Source organism: Pelagibacterium flavum, from assembly GCF_025854335.1.
Lineage (GTDB): Bacteria > Pseudomonadota > Alphaproteobacteria > Rhizobiales > Devosiaceae > Pelagibacterium > Pelagibacterium flavum.
Window position 1 is genome coordinate 1,898,961 of record NZ_CP107716.1, and the last position, 16,993, is coordinate 1,915,953.

Below are 16,993 nucleotides of genomic sequence, written 5' to 3' on the forward strand. Positions count from 1 at the left end.
TTCTCGCCGTACGGTTTGCATATGGGATTCCGACCTGTTGATGAATACGCTTGAAACCATCGAAATCGATGTCTCCGTGGAACTTGGGGCGGCCGTTCTGCCGGTCCATCACCTGCTGCGCATGGGGCGCGGCGCGGTGATCGAACTCGATGCCTTCGAGAACGACGCCATGCGTATCTATGCCAACAATACGCTGATCGCAAAGGGCGAGGTTCAGGTCGACGAGGGACAGCTTAATGTGGTGGTGACAGAGAAGGTCATCAAGCCCGCCTGACGTTGAGTGCAAAACTTTATCCCCAAACGGCGAAATAGCCCTTGAGGGACACCAAACCATTTGCTACATGCAGCCTCGCTTCGCCCGAGGGCGCAGCATTCCCCAGACAGTGCGGTCGTGGCGGAATTGGTAGACGCGCAGCGTTGAGGTCGCTGTGGGGTAACTCCCGTGGAAGTTCGAGTCTTCTCGACCGCACCATCTCTGGCTGGAAGTTCAAGATTTCCAATTAGATGAGTGATTTCATTAGCTTGTAGATGCCCGACCACTACAAAGGGCACTACAAATGACTATCCTAATGCCGAAGCTCTCCAAAGCCCCCAATGGCGATTGGTTCGCCCGCAAAGTGATTCCGGCTGATGTTCGGGACGCCTATCAGGCTGCTTTTGGCGTGCGCCAGGAGGAACGCTTCAGGTGTCCCCAAGGGACAACGCAGGGAAGGGTCAAGATTGAATTTACTGAGTGGGTGGCGGAAATCGAGGGGCGGGTTGCCAAACTCCGTGCAGTGGTTGTTGGTGAACGGCAAGAGCTGACCCAGAAGCAAATTCATGCGCTTGTTGGTCGCTGGTACGATTGGTTTGTCGCCCAGTACGATGAGAGCCCCTTATCGCCTGAGGCTTGGGAAAGTCTGTTCGAGCGGTATGAGGATGCCCTCAGCGCCGCTAGCGGTAACAGCCTTGGGGCACCGGAAGAGCAGGAGGAGGGTTTCGATGCTCGACACACTGCACTTGTCCAAGCCCGCGTTCAGGAATTGGCTCAACTTTCTTCTTTCTTGGCAATCGACGGCACCACGCTTTCGCCTACCACCATGGTCAGCTTTGTCAGCTCCGTGGCGAATGAAATCGGCCCCGTAGCCGCGTTGTTAAGGCGCAGGGCTGGTGGCGACTACCGGCCCGATTACCACAGGGAGAAATTCCCGCAGCCGGTAAGAGAAAACACCGGGACGAAGCCCACTGGCTGGAACGCGTGGGAAGCGTTCGAAGCATGGGTAGGTGAGAGGAAACCTGAAGCGGCCACGATTAATCGGTGGCGCAGCGTGTTTGCCAACCTCAACGAATTTCTTGAAGGCCGCGACATCGCGATCATGTCGGATGAAGATGCCGTTCGCTGGAAAGACCAGCTGATGAGCGGAAGTCGCAGTGGCCGCACCGTTAATGAGGTTTGGCTAACTGCAGCACGGCGGGTGTTCAATTGGGTGAAAGACCAAAAAAAACTGCGTGTTAATCCGTTCGATGGAGTGAAGGTGGCTGTTGCCCGTTCGGGGCCGACCAAAGGCAAATTCCAAGAGGAAGATGCGGAGATTATCCTTAGGGCGACACTGAAGCCTCTCAGCGCGAGAACTTCAGATCACTTGAAGCTGGCCGTCAGGTGGGTTCCCTGGCTTTGCGCATACACAGGCGCGCGTTCGGGCGAAATGACCCAGTTGCGCAAGCAGGATATTCAGTGGCACCGCGATGGCTTTTGGATGCTTAACATCACCCCTGATGCGGGAACTGTGAAAGGCTCGATGCCCCGAACAGTTGTTTTGCACGATCATCTGATCGAACAGGGCTTCGTGGATTTTGTCGCCCAGGCCAAACCGGGGGCGCTGTTCTATGACCCGGCAGCATTTAAGTCCAGCGACCTGGTCGACCCGCTCAATCCGCCACGTCCTCCCTATGTGATCATGCGTCAAAAACTGGCGGACTGGGTTCGAAAGCTGGGTGTAACGGACCCCGGCGTGGGGCCTAACCATGGCTGGCGACATACGTTCAAGCGTCGCGCTGCCCGCGCAAAGATCGAAGAGCGTATCCGCGATGCCTTTTGTGGCCATGCTGACATGAAGGTAGGGCGAACCTATGAGCTGCCGGACATTGATGAACTTGCTGAAGCCATAAAGGAATTCCCGCGATACCCGGTGAACACCGAGGAGCAGCCCCGCTGAGCCCTTTGGAGGACTCATGGAGCGGCTTTAAGCGCGGCTGGTAGCTTCATGCCAGCGTGACGACTTTCCCGACTCCATGAGTCCCTCTGAGGGCTTCAGTGGCATTTCCATGCCCACCTCACGCTTCCCGATAGCGGGCAGCGCCACCGCGAAACCTAGGGGCTTTCCATGCGCGGTCTTTTCTCTGTTCTCTCCGGTCTGACCTTCAATGTGCGGGAGGGGCCTTACTACCTCACCCGGCCCGGCGTGGACTTAGTTACTTTTCTGGGACGTCTCTGAAAAGGCCGGTCGACTGCCCAATACCAGCCACATTCGTTGGGCAAGTTGTTAGTTCCTCGTTGCGGCGGACTGTCCGCGTCTGGGGGTGGCCGGTCCTTTCATCAGTCCCCCACTGTGACAGGGCCGGTCTACAAATCTCTCTCGTTCCTGTCGTCACCCTCAAGAATGGCCAAGCGTTCGCCAACTCGCGGGACGTTGCGGAGTTCTTCGGGAAGCAGCACGTCCACGTTCTCCGGGACATCGATCAGATCATGAAATTCAAGCCAGTCAGCACTGCCCCCAATTTTGGGGCCAGCTCTTACAAGGACCGGACCGGCAGGTTACTGCGCTGCTTCGACATGACCAAGGATGGCTTCACGCTCCTCGCTATGGGGTTCACCGGGGCGAAGGCGCTGGAGTTTAAGCTCAAGTACATCGCCGCGTTCAACAGCTTGGAGCAAAGGCTGGCCGAACGCACCTCACTCCCTCAGTTATTCTGCGGTAGTCGCGCACCTTCCTACACCGTCATATCCGAGAGTGGCCTCTACCAGCTGATCATGCGGTCAGACAAACCGGAAGCCCGGAAGTTCCAAGACTGGGTGACCCGCGATGTGCTGCCAGCCATCCGCAAGACGGGTGGGTACCTGCTCAATGAGGAAGCACGGGAAACCGCGAAGGCGTATGATCGGCAGTCGATGCCAATGTTCAATAAATGCAACGGCTTAGCTGTTGGTGTGTTGGTATAGTAATACACCAACGCGATTACCCCCCACAGTAAGAGGCCCCGGGGGTTACATTAGGGTTATGTGATCGCACTTTGGCGTTCCTGTGTGGTCCTTGAGGGGACGCTTAGGGGGCCTCCGACCACCACCCACTTCTCCACAATGTTCTTCTATGGCTTTCATGGGAAAGTGCCCTCTACAGGTCTCCAGCCTGCAATTGCCGATGTCCAGTCAGCATGATCATGTTCCCCTTTTGTTTTATCTTCTTCCCCCATGGTAACACGCCGATACACACTTGGGATGATCGCCAGAGATGGCCTTGCGATAACGGTGAGCTGTCCTCGCTGCCACCGCAAGGCGACATTTATGGCATCCGACCTCATGGTCTTTTATGGGACTTATAGGGTGCCACAGGAGGTCCCCTTCAAGTGCGCCAAGTGCGGCAGCAAGGACCTAACGACCGCAGTCCATTCCCTTCAGCCTGCTCCGGAGAGCCCCTTGCTGGAGTACCGGACGGTGGTCTGGAGGCCATATAGGGGGCCCCGATAGACGGGATGTTTTTACCGAAAAATTCCGAGCCGGTAAGATAGAATTACCAGACCGCTCTTCCCCCCTCGGGGTGGCTCTAGGTGGGAATAGCTTGAGTAGGCTACTAGGCCCCGGACAGCTTCCTGACTGACCTGCCAATCTCAGCCAAAGTGCCTAGGGCGAGCGCAAAGACGATGACGTAGATCGATTGATCGATGACAGCACCGGATGAAGACGCCCCCGTATATCGAGCAAGAGCTTGCTCATAGGGTCCGATGACTTCTGTTGCGATTGCAAAGCCCAGCCCGAGCCGGAACAGGCCAATGATGAAGGCTAGCGTGGCCAGGATGCGCGATATATTGGAAAACAAGGTCCCCTCCCACTAAGAGCAATGCGCTGACGATCTCCTCTAGAAGATATGGCCGACCGCTTGTGAACTCATGGTCAGTAGGTGCGCAAGGTCCGCTCAGTGGACGTGATCAAGGACGGCTTCGTGTTGCTCGTGTCGGCTTCACGGGCGGGGGGCTGCGCGGTTCCAAGAAACCTACGTCGCTATTGGTGGAGACGTGTTCTGCGCTCAATAATAGCGAGCCGTTGATTTGCGGCTTCCCTTAGTTTGTCGGACGCTGTCTTTGCCACTGCGTTGTGCATGGCGAGCCTGGTTTTGTCCAATGGGTCCCATGTTGCTTCATCAGACGCATTGAGTTTTTCGGCGAGTTCAGCCTGTTCTCCTAGTCGTCTCGCCAGCACGTTCACGAGCCGCTGAATACCATAGCTTTTGGTATGTGTGATAACAAACGCAATATCATCTGTAGGGACCTCATCAAGCTTGGCGACATTCTCATCTAATGTATAGCGAACCAGTTCGGCCAACTCCCTCCCGGCGCTCGATACCCCCAACATCAAGTGGCCTGGTTTTGCGCCGCCCAATGGCCGACTTTTACCCCGCCGTTGACACAAGTGCCGTCGAAAGCACCGAAGGCATTACCGTCGATGACTACAACGCCATCCTGACGGCGGCACAGGCCGATCCGGCGTTTGCCGAGGAGGTCGGGGGCGCCATTAACGCGGTTGTTCAGCCGGACAACTGATTGTCGCAATCCACCGAGTATTGAATGAAAGGGGCATCGGCTTCGATGCCCCTTTCGAAGTCGGCGTTGCCCAACCTCCAGCCCCAGGCAATATTTCGGGCTGGCCTGCATTTGCCACTAAACCAGATGTGCTGGCGGCAATGCTCGCCATAGGGTGTTGCAGATTTGCCGCGCTCTCTGGCCAGATCGCACCAAAACGGCAATCGGGCCGTCATGCGGCGGAATTATGGTGAGAGAAGTTTTAACCCTTATGGTTAATTGTTGCTCACGTTGTTGATTCTTGCCTGGGTAGCTATCGATGAGCCTGACACGACGCGGATTTCTCGTAGGCCTTCCGCTTTTTCTGGCCGCGTGCTCGACGCGCACCACTTCATCCTCAATCTCGATGGTCAGTGCCTATGGGCCCGTTGCCGATGAGCCGTTTCCGCTTGCCGCGCTGAATGCGCGGTTGATCAAGCCGGAATTGCGGCGGCAGGTGGTGGACTACGAGACCAATTATTCCAAGGGCACGATCGTCGTCGATACGCCCAATCGCTTCCTCTATCTCGTTCAGGAAGACGGCAAGGCCATGCGCTATGGCGTGGGCGTCGGACGGGAAGGGCTGGCTCTTCGCGGCAATGCCTATATCGGGCGCAAGGCCGAATGGCCGAGCTGGACGCCGACGGCAAACATGCTGCGCCGGGACCCGGAAGCCAACGGACCGTATCGCAACGGGATGCCGGGCGGCCCCAACAATCCGCTGGGCGCACGGGCGCTCTATCTCTATCGCAATGGCGGCGACACAATGTTCCGCATCCACGGCACCAACCAGCCGCAATCTATCGGGCTGGCGATGTCTTCGGGCTGCATTCGCATGCTCAACCATGACATCATCGATCTCTACGAACGCGTGCCGTCGGGGACCCGTGTAGTGGTCGTTCAGGCCTAGCGCTTCGTCCGATCCGATTTCGAGCGGCCCCTCAGACCTCTGAGGGGCCGTTTTTCGTGAAGGGCCTGCTGAGGTATTTGCTGCCGGGCACCCCGAACCGCCAGGGCAGATCGACAGCCTTGGTGATGCCGATGCGCGGGCCGATGACGACGGGGCCCTCCACGGGGGCAGGAGCGAAGCAGAAGGGGGCGTCGGACAAGGGGCGATCATTGTGGCTCAGGTCGATGCCGAGGGCTTGGGTCAGCCGTCCGGGGCCGGCGCATAGCTTTTTGGGGTCGGGCAGGCCGCGCCTGTCAATCATTTGCTCAATGCCGTCAGTTGGCACGAGCGCGCGGATGAGAACCGCGCTGCCGGGACGGCAGACGAAGTTGACGCACCAGTGGATGCCGTAGCTGCGATAGACATAGACCGTGCCGGGGAGATCAAACATCGGCTTGTTGCGGGGCGTGGGGCCGCGAAAGCTGTGAGAAGCAGGCTCGTTGGGGGCGTAGGCCTCTGTCTCGATGATGGTGCCGCCAACGCCGTCGACATGAAATCGCGCTCCGATCAGGCGCCGGGCGACGGCCACGACGTCATCGTCGAAATAGCGATTGATGAAAGTCGGATCGGCCATTGAGGCTAAATAGCTTTACGAGTCGAGGATTGCAAAGCCGGCGCCGCTTGTGGCGCAGCCGATCAGCCGGACAGTGTTGCGGCCCTCATTCTTGGCGGCGTAGAGCCGTTCGTCGGCCAGCCTGAACAGTTCCTCAAAGCCGGTGCGGCGGTCGAACACGACGCCGCCCACGCTTACGGTAAGCTGGTGGTGGTGGCCGTCGGCGACAAAGGCGAGTTTTTCGACTGCGCGCCGCAGCCGTTCGGCGACCGTTTCGGCGCCATAGCGGTCGACGACGGGCAGGAAGACGCCAAATTCCTCGCCGCCCAGGCGACCGACATTGTCGCCGGCGCGGACCGAAGAGCGGATGGCACGGGCGATCAGGGTCAGGGCGATATCGCCATTGTGATGTCCGAAGCGGTCGTTGATCTGTTTGAAATTGTCTGCATCGATGACCAGCAGGGCGCCGTGGACGTGATCGCCTTGCGGGACCAGCGCCTCGAGCCGGGCCTCGACCAGCGCGGTGAAGGCCGTCCGGTTGAGGCAATTGGTGAGGCCATCGGTGGCGGCCAGAAGACTGAGCTGTCTATTGGCCGATGCCAGTTCGCGCAGCTTGATCGAAAAATAGAAAAAGAACGGGGTGGCCAGCCCAAACGGCACAATGATCGCCGCGAGGGCTGCGCGGACCCTGATTTCCGAGGGAAAGCCCGCAAATGTCATGATGTTGTAACCAAGCGCCACCAGAACGCAGAACAGCGGTCCGCACGCCGTCCATGCCGCGATCGGTATCCACTCTTTGAGCCTATGGCCGCCGATGCTCATTGCCGCCTCCATTGCGTGCTGCAATGTGGTGCGGTCGACGATAAGGGTGTCCTTATATGGCTTTAGGCTAAACTACTTAGCGCGCGCCGGCGGTGGGTGGCTGCCATGCGATTGTGCTGTGGCAAATGGCGGGCGGATGGGTTACGCCATAGCCAGAGCCAAGAGTCGCGGCTTCGCGAAAAACCGGGAAGGAGAGTTGCATGGAAGACGCTGCACCGACCGGACCGGAACCCGACGAAAACCCCGAAAGCATCTATGATGCGGACGGTCGGCTTCGCTCCGATTGGTATGAAGCGCTCCGCGCCGAGATCGAGGCGGGGGATTCCGAGGCGCTGCGCAAGCGCATGGAGCCGCTCCATGAATCGGAAACGGGCGATGTCATCGAGGCCTTGCCGGCCGACGAGCGGGTTCAGCTTGTTACGCTGCTTGGCGATGCCTTCGACTATTCGGCGCTGACCGAGGTCGACGATTCGGTTCGTATCGAGCTTATGGACGAGCTGCCGAACGCCGAGATCGCGCGAGGTGTCGCCGATCTCGACAGCGACGATGCCGTTTACATTCTCGAAGATATCGACGCGGAGGACCGGGACGAAATTCTGGCGCAAATGCCGGCTTTCGACCGCATCTCGCTCAAACGCAGCCTTGATTTTCCAGAGGACTCCGCCGGGCGGCGGATGCAGACCGATTTCATTGCCATCCCGCCGTTCTGGACGGTAGGGCAAACCATCGACTATCTGCGGACCAATGATGATCTGCCCGACGATTTCTACCAGATCTATGTCGTCGACCCGGGTTTCAACCTGCTGGGCACGATCCCGCTCGACCGCATTCTTCGTGTGCAAAGGGCGACGCGCATCGAAGACATCATGAACACCCAGATCCGCCAGATCGACGCCACGCTCGATCAGGAGGAGGCGGCACGCATCTTCGAGCGCTACGATCAGGTCGAAGTGGCGGTGGTCGATGAGAGCAGGCGACTGGTGGGCGTCCTGACCATCGACGACATCGTCGACGTCATAAATGAAGAGGCCAGCGAGGATATCCACCGTCTCGGCGGCGTGGGCGACGAGGACATTTCGCGCACAGTGCCGGGCGTCGTGCGCAGCCGCGCGACCTGGCTGCTGGTCAATCTGGGCACGGCAACGCTTGCCTCGCTGGTTATCGGGCTGTTCGACGGCACGATCGAGCAAATGGTCGCACTGGCCGTGCTGATGCCCATCGTCGCTTCCATGGGCGGGGTAGCGGGCACGCAGACCATGACAGTGACGGTGCGCGCCATTTCGCAAAGGGAACTGGACAAGAACAACGCCTGGCGCCTGATCCGACGCGAATTGCTCGTCGGGCTGACCAATGGCGTGATCTTTGCGGTATTGCTGGGGGTCATTACCGGTTTCCGCTTCGCCAACCCGGCGCTGGGGCTGGTGATCGGCATGGCGATGGTGGTCAACATGATCGTCGCCGGTGGCTGTGGCATCCTCATTCCGATGCTGCTCAACAGGCTCAAGATCGATCCGGCCGTTGCGTCCTCGACTTTTGTCATGACGTTTACCGACGTTATCGGCTTTTTCGCCTTCCTGGCCCTCGCCGGCTGGTGGTTCGGCCTGTTTTGAAGGTGATTCGCAGCCATGCGTGGATTGCAAGCGTGATTTGCGTGAATGTGGCCTAAACATGGCTTGCTTAACCGGCGCTGCGTAGTTAATTAGGCGTTACCGGTGAGTGACAGAGATGGCGCTCACCGATTTTGCAACAGCGCAAGGAGCTTGCATGCGTAGCCAATCCAAGGCCGTATGCTGGCGAGCCGCAAGCTGGACATGTGTCGGCTTGATCTCGCTCGGTTTCATTGTTTCTGTCATTGCTGGCGCCTGATACGGCCTTTCGGCAAGAGACGGATTCAGATACGACAATGGGGTGCCCGGAAACGGTCGCCCCATTTTCTTTTTGGGTGGTTCCCCATGCATATCATCAAGCTTTGTGTTGGCGTTTCCTCGGTCGAGGAATTGATCGAATGGCGGGCCCTGCGCCGTGAGCAGGGGTTCGGACGTCCCGATGGCCTTAACGTTCATCGTACGCGCATGATGCCCAAAAGAGCCGATGAAATCGTGGGGCAGGGATCGTTATACTGGGTTATTGCCGGTGCGATCCGGGCGCGGCAGGTGATTGCGGACCTCAAGTCTGAGACCGACGGGGAGGGCCGGTCGTGCTGCGACATCGTGATGGAGCCTGAACTGATCCGCACAGCGCCCTATCCGCGTCGCCCTTTCCAGGGCTGGCGCTATCTGCAACCCAAGGACGCCCCGCCCGATCTTGCCCGGGCAGGCGAGGACGCTCCGCCCGAAGGCATGGCCGAAGAACTGGCCCAACTGGGGCTTCTTTGAGCCGATCCGATGATACCCTGCCTTAGTTATTTCAGGCTGGAACTCGCAGGAGTCCATTCCGTTGACGGTGCAGTGCAACCAGCAACGGAGACTGACAATGGATCCGAGGACAGACAACGGCTTGCGGGCCCGCGATCTCGACAGGCGCGAAACCGGCAATCTGATCGGTAGCGACAAGGTCGAAGGCACCGCCGTTTACAGCCTGGCCAATGACAAGATCGGCACCATCGAACGGGTCATGATCGACAAGCTCAGCGGCAAGGTTGGCTATGCCGTTCTCAGCTTTGGCGGCTTTCTGGGCATCGGGGACGACCACTATCCGATCCCCTGGGCCAAGCTGACCTATGACGAGAGCCTTGGCGGCTATCGCACCGATATCTCGAAAGCGGACCTTGACAACGCGCCGCGCTACAACGCCGACGATGATTTCGAATGGAACGATCGTCAGCGCGCCATGGATATCTACACCTATTATGGCGTGCCGCCATATTGGATCTGATCGTCACCCCGCGAACTTGATTCGGCTGGTCGGTGCGCCAAACGCGTGCCGGCCATTCGTTTATAAAATGTAAATCAAATACGAGCTAAGCTGACCCCAAGGCGCAATATTCGCACTTGTGCGGGTTTTACGAAGCACACAAGCTGTGCAACGCTTTTTTGGGGCATGGGTTAGAGTCGAATCAATGCAGCGATCGAACGCGCACGTCATCGTTCTGGGCAATGAAAAGGGTGGCTCGGGTAAATCCACCACGGCGATTCACCTCGCCGTTCATCTGCTTTATGAAGGCTTTCGTGTTGCCACCATCGATGCCGACAGCCGTCAGCATACGCTCACGACCTATGTGCGCAATCGCCGGGAATGGTCCAGCGCCCACGGCCTTTCGGTTCCCCATTCCACCCATTTCCACCTGCCGCAGGGGCGAGGCGACTCGCGCGAAAAAAATGCGGACATGGAATTCGAAATGTTCCGCCAGGCGGTGGCTGAAGTGGAGCGGGACGTCGACTATCTGATCGTCGATACGCCCGGATTTGATACCCACCTCACGCGTATTGCCCATTCACTGGCCGACACGCTGATTACACCGCTCAACGACAGCCTGATCGATCTCGATGTCATCGCCAAGGTTGAGCCTGACAGCGGAACCTTGATCGAATTGGGCCATTATACGCGCCTCGTCCAGCGATCACGCCGCGAGCGTCTGGCCATCGACGGGCGCACAATCGACTGGCTGATGGTGCGCAACCGCATTTCCACGCTCAACTCGCGCAACACGCGGCTGGTGCGGACGGGGCTGGAAAACGTTGCCGACCGCGTCGGATGCCGCGTCGCGGATGGCATTGCCGAGCGCGTGATTTTCCGGTCGCTGTTTCCGATCGGCATGACGGTTTTCGATCCGCTCGACGAAGACGCTCTGGGTGGAGCGCCGACCATGAGCCATATCGGCGCGCGCCAGGAATACCGGCTGTTGCTCGACGCTCTTAATCTCTCTGGCAAGCGCCGGAGCGAGGCGCAACCGGCGCAGCGCGGCCAGCGGGTGCTGGCCGGAACGGTTTAGGTCCTTTTTCAGACGAGCAGTGACTGCGCCCCGTCGATCCAGATGGGCGTGCCGGTGATGTGTCGCGAAGAGTCCGAGCTCAAGAAACAGACGAGATCGGCAATTTCTTCGGCCTTGCCCGGCTTTCCATCCGTGAGCGGGATATCGCCGTCGGGGTAGTAGGCAGGCTCTGCCGCCATTTCCACGTTACGCTGTTCGGTGTTCTGATCTATCTGGCTTTCGATGGCGCCGGGGCAGATGGCGTTGACGCGGATGCGGTGCTTGGCCAACTCGAGCGCGGCCATCTGGGTCAGCGCCAGTTGACCGGCCTTGGTGGTCGAATAGGCCGAAGCGCCGGCCGTGGTGAATGTGCGGGTGCCGTTGATCGAAGAGGTGATGATGATCGAGCCGCCGTGTTCCTTCATCAGCGGGACGGCGTGATGGAGTGTGAGGAACGTGCCGCGCAGGTTGACGGCGTTGGTCTTGTCCCAGTCTTCGACCGTCAGCTCCTCGAGCGGCGCCCAGGTGCCGTTGATTCCGGCATTGGCAAAGACGATATCGAGCCGCCCGAAGGTTTCGGTGATCTGATCGAACGCTGCCTGCATGTCGGCGACGTCGGATATGTCGGCATAGAGGGGCAGGGCCTTGCGCCCCAGTCGGGTGATTTCGAGGCAGACGGCGTCCACCTCTTCCATCGTGCGGCTAAGCAGGGCAATGTCTGCGCCTTCGGCGGCCAGCTTGAGGGCGCTGGCCCGGCCCAAACCGGAGCCGCCCCCGGTGACCAATGCAATTCTGCCTTCAAGTGCCATGTCTGCCTCCGTTGCCGATACCCAAGGCAACGCCAGCAAAGACGGGCGGTTCCGTCCGGTTGGTCAGTCTTCCTGGGGCATGTACATGCGCAGAGCGCGACGGCCGGCGGGACTGAAGACGTCGATATCGACCGACACCTTGGGCAGAACCATGCGGCGCGTGCGCGACGACAGTGCCAGAACGACTGACAGCATGTCGGACATACGCCGGTGCACGGGCTTGTTTTCTCCAAGGCCGCGCGCCAGCAGACGCAGGGATTCCGCGCGAACCGCGTCGTCATCCGAGGCGAGTGGCGAGCGGGGCTGGAACTGGCCAAGCTCAGAAAGTCGGGTCATTTCGCTCATTGGGCTACTCCATACATCTGCGCCAATTGTCGAAGACTGTGCGGTCGTTCTGGTCGCTACCCCTGGACCGTGAGGCAGTTGATCGAGGCTTCGGAAAGCGCATCGCAGGTCGTTCTGGCCTGGGTGCGGTCGGCAAAGCCGGCGAAACGGGCGCGATAATAGAGAACGCCGTTGCGCTCGAAGGTTTCGACGTAGCCGCGCAGATTTGCGAGCTGGTCGTATGTCTGGGTGGCTTGGCTCAGCAGTTGCTGGGCATTGCCTTCGCTGTCAGCGGCACCGACCTGAACCACCCAGCCGCCGGCGGGAACGGTCGCCGCGCTGTTGGTGCTCATGGTGTCGAGCGACAGCCCGTCCGGACGTGCGATCGGGGCGGGCGGCACGAGGATCTGTCCCGATTGCGGGCCGAGCTGGAGCGATTCGGCGATCCAGGCGCCGATCGGGTCGTCGGCGGGATAGACCGGTGCCTCGGAGGGCATGACGCCGGTTGCGACATAGGTCGCCTGATCGAGGGCGTTATCGCCCGGGCGGGACGGAATATCGTCCGCCGATACGATCTGGAAGGGGATGGTTTCGGGCTCGTTGGACGCCGGGGTGGGCGCGTCCTGGCTGAGCGAAGCCACCTGAATGGCCTGTTCCTCGGTGATGACCGGGAGAAGACTGACGGGGCGACCGGGCGGCAGGCGGTTAAGCGGCACGGCGGCACCTGCGGAGGCCACGGCAATACCATTGCCCAGCAAGGTGGGGCGCGGGATCATCGCTTCGCGCCAATAGTCGCCCTGGCGGGCCTTGGGCAGGTAGGTGCGCACCAGTTCGGCGACGCGGGCGTTGCGGGCCGCGCCGGTGTTGAACCCCAGTCCGATCACCACAATATGGCGGTTGCCCGAGCGGGCGGCGGTCATCAGATTATAGCCCGACGCATTGATATAGCCGGTCTTGATGCCATCGACGCCGTTCTGGCCCAGCAGCGCATTGTGGTTGCCATACGTCTTGGAGCCGTAGGTGAAGCTGCGGGTCTGGAAATATTCGTAATAGTGGGGGAAATGCAGATAGACGGCGCGCGCCAGGGTGGCCTGATCGGCCGCGGTTGTGACCTGGCCGCTGTCTGGAAGGCCAGAGGCGTTCTTGTACGTCGTGCGGCTCATGCCCAAGGCGCGCGCCGTCTGAGTCATGCGCTCGCCGAACTTGCTTTCAGTGCCGGAGATGTTCTCGCCAATGACCCGGGCGACGTCGTTGGCCGAAAGGGTGACCAGCGCCTTGATGGCGTTTTCGACGCTGATGGTCGATCCGCGCTGCACGTAGAGCTTGGTGGGGACGGCGGCAGCGGCGTGGGCGGAAACCGTAAGCTTGCTGTCGAGGCTGAGGCGGCCGGCTTCGAGTTCCTGGAAAAGGATATAGAGCGTCATCACCTTGGTGAGCGAGGCGGGATAACGCAGATCGTTGGCATTGTCCTGATAGAGGACCTGGCCGGTCTTGGCGTCGACGGCGATACCGGCATAGGCGCGCGGGACGCTTTGCGCTGCCGCCGGAGCCGAAACGGCGGCAAAGGCCATCGCCGCGATCAGAACCGTGAGAAAAAAGCGCACAAATGGGACGCGTGCGGAATCGATACGCAGAAGGGTCGGCACCCGATACTCCAACTCTTTACTCAATCGGTACGAAAAACGCCGCACCGGTACTCTACTCTTGAATTGCCGCGCGCCCGTCCCCCGATGGCGCGCCGGAAACTCCAACTTGCAGGCACTTTAGGCCGATGCAGTTACAAATCCGTAAAGTGCTTAAAACTTGAAGCAAAAACCGTGTCGGGCGATCACACCTGATTGATCGGTTTTTCGCCCCTTAACATGGCCGAGATTTTGCCTACATAATGGGGCCATCTTGCCTTTCTGATTTGGGACGAAAGAGCCGTGCTAATGTCTGCCCCTTCTACCGGTCTGGAACTGCCGCATGGCGGTGGTGTTTGCGCGCGGCGTGACACGCTGCCTGCGATCTCGGCCGGCCCGGGAGATGACGACAACAAGCGGGACGAGGGCGCCGGCCAGACCGGGGTCGCAACCAAGACCAGAACGAAGACGAAAAAGCCGAGCCTTTATCGGGTTCTGCTGCTCAATGACGACTACACGCCCATGGAGTTCGTCATCCTCATTTTAGAAGAGGTCTTCAACAAGTCCCGGGAGGATGCGACGCGCATTATGCTGAGCGTCCATAATCAAGGTGTGGGGGAATGCGGGGTTTATCCATACGAGGTGGCCGAAACCAAGGTTACCAACGTCATGGATGCCGCGCGCCGAAACCAGCATCCGCTGCAATGCGTGATGGAAAAGCAATAGGATAGGACCAACATGCCTTCATTCTCTCGCGGTCTCGAAAAGGCGTTGCATCAGGCCATGAATTTGGCTCGGGAGCGCAGCCATGAGTTTGCGACCCTCGAGCACCTGCTGCTGGCGCTGACCGAGGATCGCGACACGATTTCGGTTTTGACCGGCTGCGATGTCGATATCGAGTCGCTTAGGGCCGATCTCGAAGAATTCATCGACGAGGAACTCGACAGCCTCGTTGTGCCCAACGGCCAGGACGCCCGTCCGACGGCCGCGTTTCAGCGCGTCATTCAGCGCGCGGTGATCCACGTTCAATCGTCCGGCCGCGAGGAAGTGACCGGGGCAAACGTGCTCGTGGCAATCTTTGCCGAGCGCGAAAGCCACGCTGCCTATTTCCTTGAGCAGCAGGACATGACCCGGCTCGACGCCGTCAACTTCATTTCCCATGGGATCGCCAAATCCGGGCGCAATGCCGATCGGCCCGTGCGCGGCGCGGAAGAAGGCGGGCCGGGATTCGAGGGCGAGCAGGAGCGCGGCGGGAGCGGGCCGCAGCAGAGTTCGGCGCTTGCCGATTTCTGCGTCAACCTCAATGAGAAGGCGCGTGCCGGCAAGATCGATCCGCTGATCGGGCGGGGTATCGAGCTCGAACGCACCATTCAGGTGCTTTGCCGCCGGTCCAAGAACAACCCGCTTTATGTGGGCGATCCCGGCGTGGGCAAGACGGCCATCGCCGAAGGTCTGGCCCGCCGGATCGTCGAGGGCGATGTTCCCGAGGTACTTGAAACCGCTGTGATCTATGCGCTCGATATGGGCTCGCTTCTGGCGGGCACGCGCTATCGCGGCGATTTCGAGGAACGCCTCAAGGCGATCATGAAAGAGCTCGAAAAAAAGGACAATGTGGTTCTTTTCATCGACGAGATCCATACGGTGATCGGCGCGGGGGCAACCTCTGGCGGAGCGCTGGATGCTTCGAATCTCCTCAAGCCTGCTCTGGCTTCGGGAGCGATCCGCTGCATCGGCTCGACCACCTACAAGGAGTATCGTCAGTTCTTTGAGAAGGATCGGGCGCTGGTGCGCCGGTTCCAGAAGATCGACGTCAACGAGCCCACGATCCCCGATGCCATCGAGATCATGAAGGGCCTGCGGCCCTATTTCGAGGATTACCACAAGCTCAAATATACCGATGACGCCATCAAGGCCGCCGTCGAGCTTTCGGCCCGTTATATCAACGACCGCAAGCTGCCTGACAAGGCCATCGACGTGGTCGACGAGACGGGTGCCCGGCAGATGCTGGTGACCGAGGACAAGCGCAAGAAGACCATCGGCGTCGAGGATATCGAGGCGACCGTGGCGACGATTGCGCGGATTCCACCGAAATCGGTTTCCAAGTCCGACACCGAGCTTCTGGGCAATCTCGAAGCCAATCTCAAGCGCGTTGTGTTCGGCCAGGACAAGGCCATCGACGCCCTCTCGTCGGCGATCAAGCTGGCGCGAGCCGGGTTGCGTGAGCCCGAAAAGCCCATCGGTTCGTATATGTTTACGGGCCCGACGGGTGTGGGCAAGACCGAGGTGGCCAAGCAACTCGCCGATACGCTCGGGGTGGAGCTTTTGCGCTTCGACATGTCCGAATACATGGAGCGTCACACCGTTTCGCGGCTGATCGGCGCGCCTCCGGGTTATGTCGGGTTCGACCAGGGCGGGTTGATGACCGATGGCGTCGACCAGCATCCGCACTGTGTGTTGCTGCTCGACGAGATCGAAAAAGCCCATCCGGACCTGTTCAATATCCTTCTGCAGGTCATGGATCACGGCAAGCTGACCGATCATTCGGGCAAGCAGGTCGATTTCCGCAACGTCATCCTGATCATGACGTCGAACGTGGGTGCGACCGAACTGGCGAAATCGCCCATCGGCTTTGGCCGGGTGCGCCAGGAAGGCGACGACGAGGAAGCGATCAACCGGATGTTCACGCCGGAGTTCCGCAACCGGCTCGATGCGATCATCTCGTTCGCGCCGCTGCCGCCGTCGACGGTCAACCGGGTCGTGGAGAAGTTCATCCTTCAGCTCGAGGGCCAGCTTGCCGAGCGTGGCATCACCATCGAGCTGACGCCCGAGGCCTCCGATTGGCTGGCGGCCCGCGGCTACGACGAAAAGATGGGCGCACGCCCGCTTGGTCGGGTGATCCAGGAATACGTCAAGAAGCCACTGGCCGAAGAAGTGCTGTTCGGTCTGTTGCAGAAGGGCGGATCGGTGAAGGTGATCGTGGTCGGCGAGGGCAGCGAAGCGCGGCTCGAACTGGTCTCGGTTCCCCCGCGTCCGGCACGGCCAAAGGCCATCACCGGACCCAAGGGCGGCAAGAAGCCGGCCCGGAAGTCCAAGCCCAAGGACGCCGAGCAGAACACCTGATCGAGGTTTCTTGCTAGGCTGCGCGGTCGAGCCGAAAAAATCTGGAACTTTTTCTGACAGCGCTCTGGAAAC

At 59.8% G+C, this 16,993-nt stretch carries 18 protein-coding genes and 1 tRNA gene; 12 read left to right on the forward strand and 7 right to left on the reverse strand.

Features of this window, described 5'->3' with window-relative positions:
• The first annotated feature begins 40 nt into the window (after window positions 1-40).
• From OF122_RS09520 to OF122_RS09535, 4 genes are all read left to right on the forward strand, one after another.
• The gene (locus tag OF122_RS09520) at window positions 41-274 is read left to right on the forward strand and encodes a FliM/FliN family flagellar motor switch protein (RefSeq protein ID WP_264227524.1); all 234 of its coding nucleotides are present in this window, start codon (window positions 41-43) and stop codon (window positions 272-274) included.
• A 111-nt stretch (window positions 275-385) separates the two neighbouring features.
• A tRNA-Leu gene (locus OF122_RS09525) sits at window positions 386-472 on the forward strand.
• Between the two features lie 85 nt (window positions 473-557).
• Window positions 558-2,195, forward strand: coding sequence for a site-specific integrase (locus OF122_RS09530; protein ID WP_264227525.1), 1,638 nt, complete (start codon window positions 558-560; stop codon window positions 2,193-2,195).
• A gap of 338 nt (window positions 2,196-2,533) precedes the next feature.
• Entirely contained in the window at window positions 2,534-3,199 is a 666-nt protein-coding gene (locus OF122_RS09535; protein WP_264227526.1) for a Rha family transcriptional regulator, read from the forward strand.
• 628 nt (window positions 3,200-3,827) lie between these two features.
• On the opposite strand, the gene OF122_RS09540 is transcribed toward OF122_RS09535, so the two are convergent.
• Entirely contained in the window at window positions 3,828-4,073 is a 246-nt protein-coding gene (locus OF122_RS09540) for a hypothetical protein (protein WP_264227527.1), read from the reverse strand.
• Between the two features lie 182 nt (window positions 4,074-4,255).
• Entirely contained in the window at window positions 4,256-4,576 is a 321-nt protein-coding gene (locus OF122_RS09545) for a hypothetical protein (protein WP_264227528.1), read from the reverse strand.
• A gap of 56 nt (window positions 4,577-4,632) precedes the next feature.
• Here OF122_RS09545 and OF122_RS09550 point away from each other — a divergent pair, with 56 nt between their 5' ends.
• Both OF122_RS09550 and OF122_RS09555 read left to right on the forward strand, forming a co-directional pair.
• Window positions 4,633-4,794, forward strand: a complete 162-nt coding sequence (locus OF122_RS09550) for a DUF4168 domain-containing protein (RefSeq protein WP_264227529.1) — start codon at window positions 4,633-4,635, stop codon at window positions 4,792-4,794.
• A 298-nt stretch (window positions 4,795-5,092) separates the two neighbouring features.
• Complete coding sequence (locus OF122_RS09555; RefSeq protein ID WP_264227530.1) at window positions 5,093-5,722, forward strand: L,D-transpeptidase; 630 nt, start codon at window positions 5,093-5,095, stop codon at window positions 5,720-5,722.
• 31 nt (window positions 5,723-5,753) lie between these two features.
• Here the strand turns inward: OF122_RS09555 and OF122_RS09560 are convergent, their stop codons facing one another.
• Both OF122_RS09560 and OF122_RS09565 read right to left on the reverse strand, forming a co-directional pair.
• Complete coding sequence (locus OF122_RS09560) at window positions 5,754-6,335, reverse strand: DNA-3-methyladenine glycosylase (protein ID WP_264227531.1); 582 nt, start codon at window positions 6,333-6,335, stop codon at window positions 5,754-5,756.
• Between the two features lie 15 nt (window positions 6,336-6,350).
• Entirely contained in the window at window positions 6,351-7,136 is a 786-nt protein-coding gene (locus OF122_RS09565; RefSeq protein ID WP_264227532.1) for a GGDEF domain-containing protein, read from the reverse strand.
• 200 nt (window positions 7,137-7,336) lie between these two features.
• On the opposite strand from OF122_RS09565, the gene mgtE reads away from it, so the two are divergent.
• From mgtE to OF122_RS09585, 4 genes are all read left to right on the forward strand, one after another.
• The gene (gene mgtE / locus OF122_RS09570) at window positions 7,337-8,746 is read left to right on the forward strand and encodes a magnesium transporter (RefSeq protein ID WP_264227533.1); all 1,410 of its coding nucleotides are present in this window, start codon (window positions 7,337-7,339) and stop codon (window positions 8,744-8,746) included.
• Window positions 8,747-9,088: 342 nt separating this feature from the next.
• Window positions 9,089-9,511 (forward strand): DUF1489 family protein, encoded by a 423-nt coding sequence (locus OF122_RS09575; protein WP_264227534.1) that lies wholly within the window; start codon window positions 9,089-9,091, stop codon window positions 9,509-9,511.
• Window positions 9,512-9,608: 97 nt separating this feature from the next.
• Window positions 9,609-10,010, forward strand: a complete 402-nt coding sequence (locus OF122_RS09580; protein WP_264227535.1) for a PRC-barrel domain-containing protein — start codon at window positions 9,609-9,611, stop codon at window positions 10,008-10,010.
• A gap of 184 nt (window positions 10,011-10,194) precedes the next feature.
• Window positions 10,195-11,067, forward strand: a complete 873-nt coding sequence (locus tag OF122_RS09585) for a division plane positioning ATPase MipZ (protein ID WP_264227536.1) — start codon at window positions 10,195-10,197, stop codon at window positions 11,065-11,067.
• An 8-nt stretch (window positions 11,068-11,075) separates the two neighbouring features.
• Here the strand turns inward: OF122_RS09585 and OF122_RS09590 are convergent, their stop codons facing one another.
• The 3 genes from OF122_RS09590 to OF122_RS09600 form a co-directional block, all read right to left on the reverse strand.
• Window positions 11,076-11,855 carry an SDR family oxidoreductase gene (locus tag OF122_RS09590; RefSeq protein ID WP_264227537.1) on the reverse strand — a complete coding sequence of 260 codons (780 nt, stop codon included), beginning with the start codon at window positions 11,853-11,855 and terminating at the stop codon, window positions 11,076-11,078.
• 63 nt (window positions 11,856-11,918) lie between these two features.
• Window positions 11,919-12,200 (reverse strand): hypothetical protein, encoded by a 282-nt coding sequence (locus tag OF122_RS09595; RefSeq protein ID WP_264227538.1) that lies wholly within the window; start codon window positions 12,198-12,200, stop codon window positions 11,919-11,921.
• Between the two features lie 56 nt (window positions 12,201-12,256).
• Window positions 12,257-13,825, reverse strand: a complete 1,569-nt coding sequence (locus OF122_RS09600) for a serine hydrolase (protein ID WP_264227539.1) — start codon at window positions 13,823-13,825, stop codon at window positions 12,257-12,259.
• 285 nt (window positions 13,826-14,110) lie between these two features.
• Here OF122_RS09600 and clpS point away from each other — a divergent pair, with 285 nt between their 5' ends.
• On the forward strand, window positions 14,111-14,527 hold the full coding sequence (gene clpS, locus OF122_RS09605) for an ATP-dependent Clp protease adapter ClpS (protein ID WP_264227540.1): 417 nt from the start codon (window positions 14,111-14,113) through the stop codon (window positions 14,525-14,527).
• Between the two features lie 12 nt (window positions 14,528-14,539).
• Window positions 14,540-16,921, forward strand: a complete 2,382-nt coding sequence (clpA, locus tag OF122_RS09610; RefSeq protein ID WP_319019402.1) for an ATP-dependent Clp protease ATP-binding subunit ClpA — start codon at window positions 14,540-14,542, stop codon at window positions 16,919-16,921.
• Window positions 16,922-16,993: the final 72 nt, after the last annotated feature.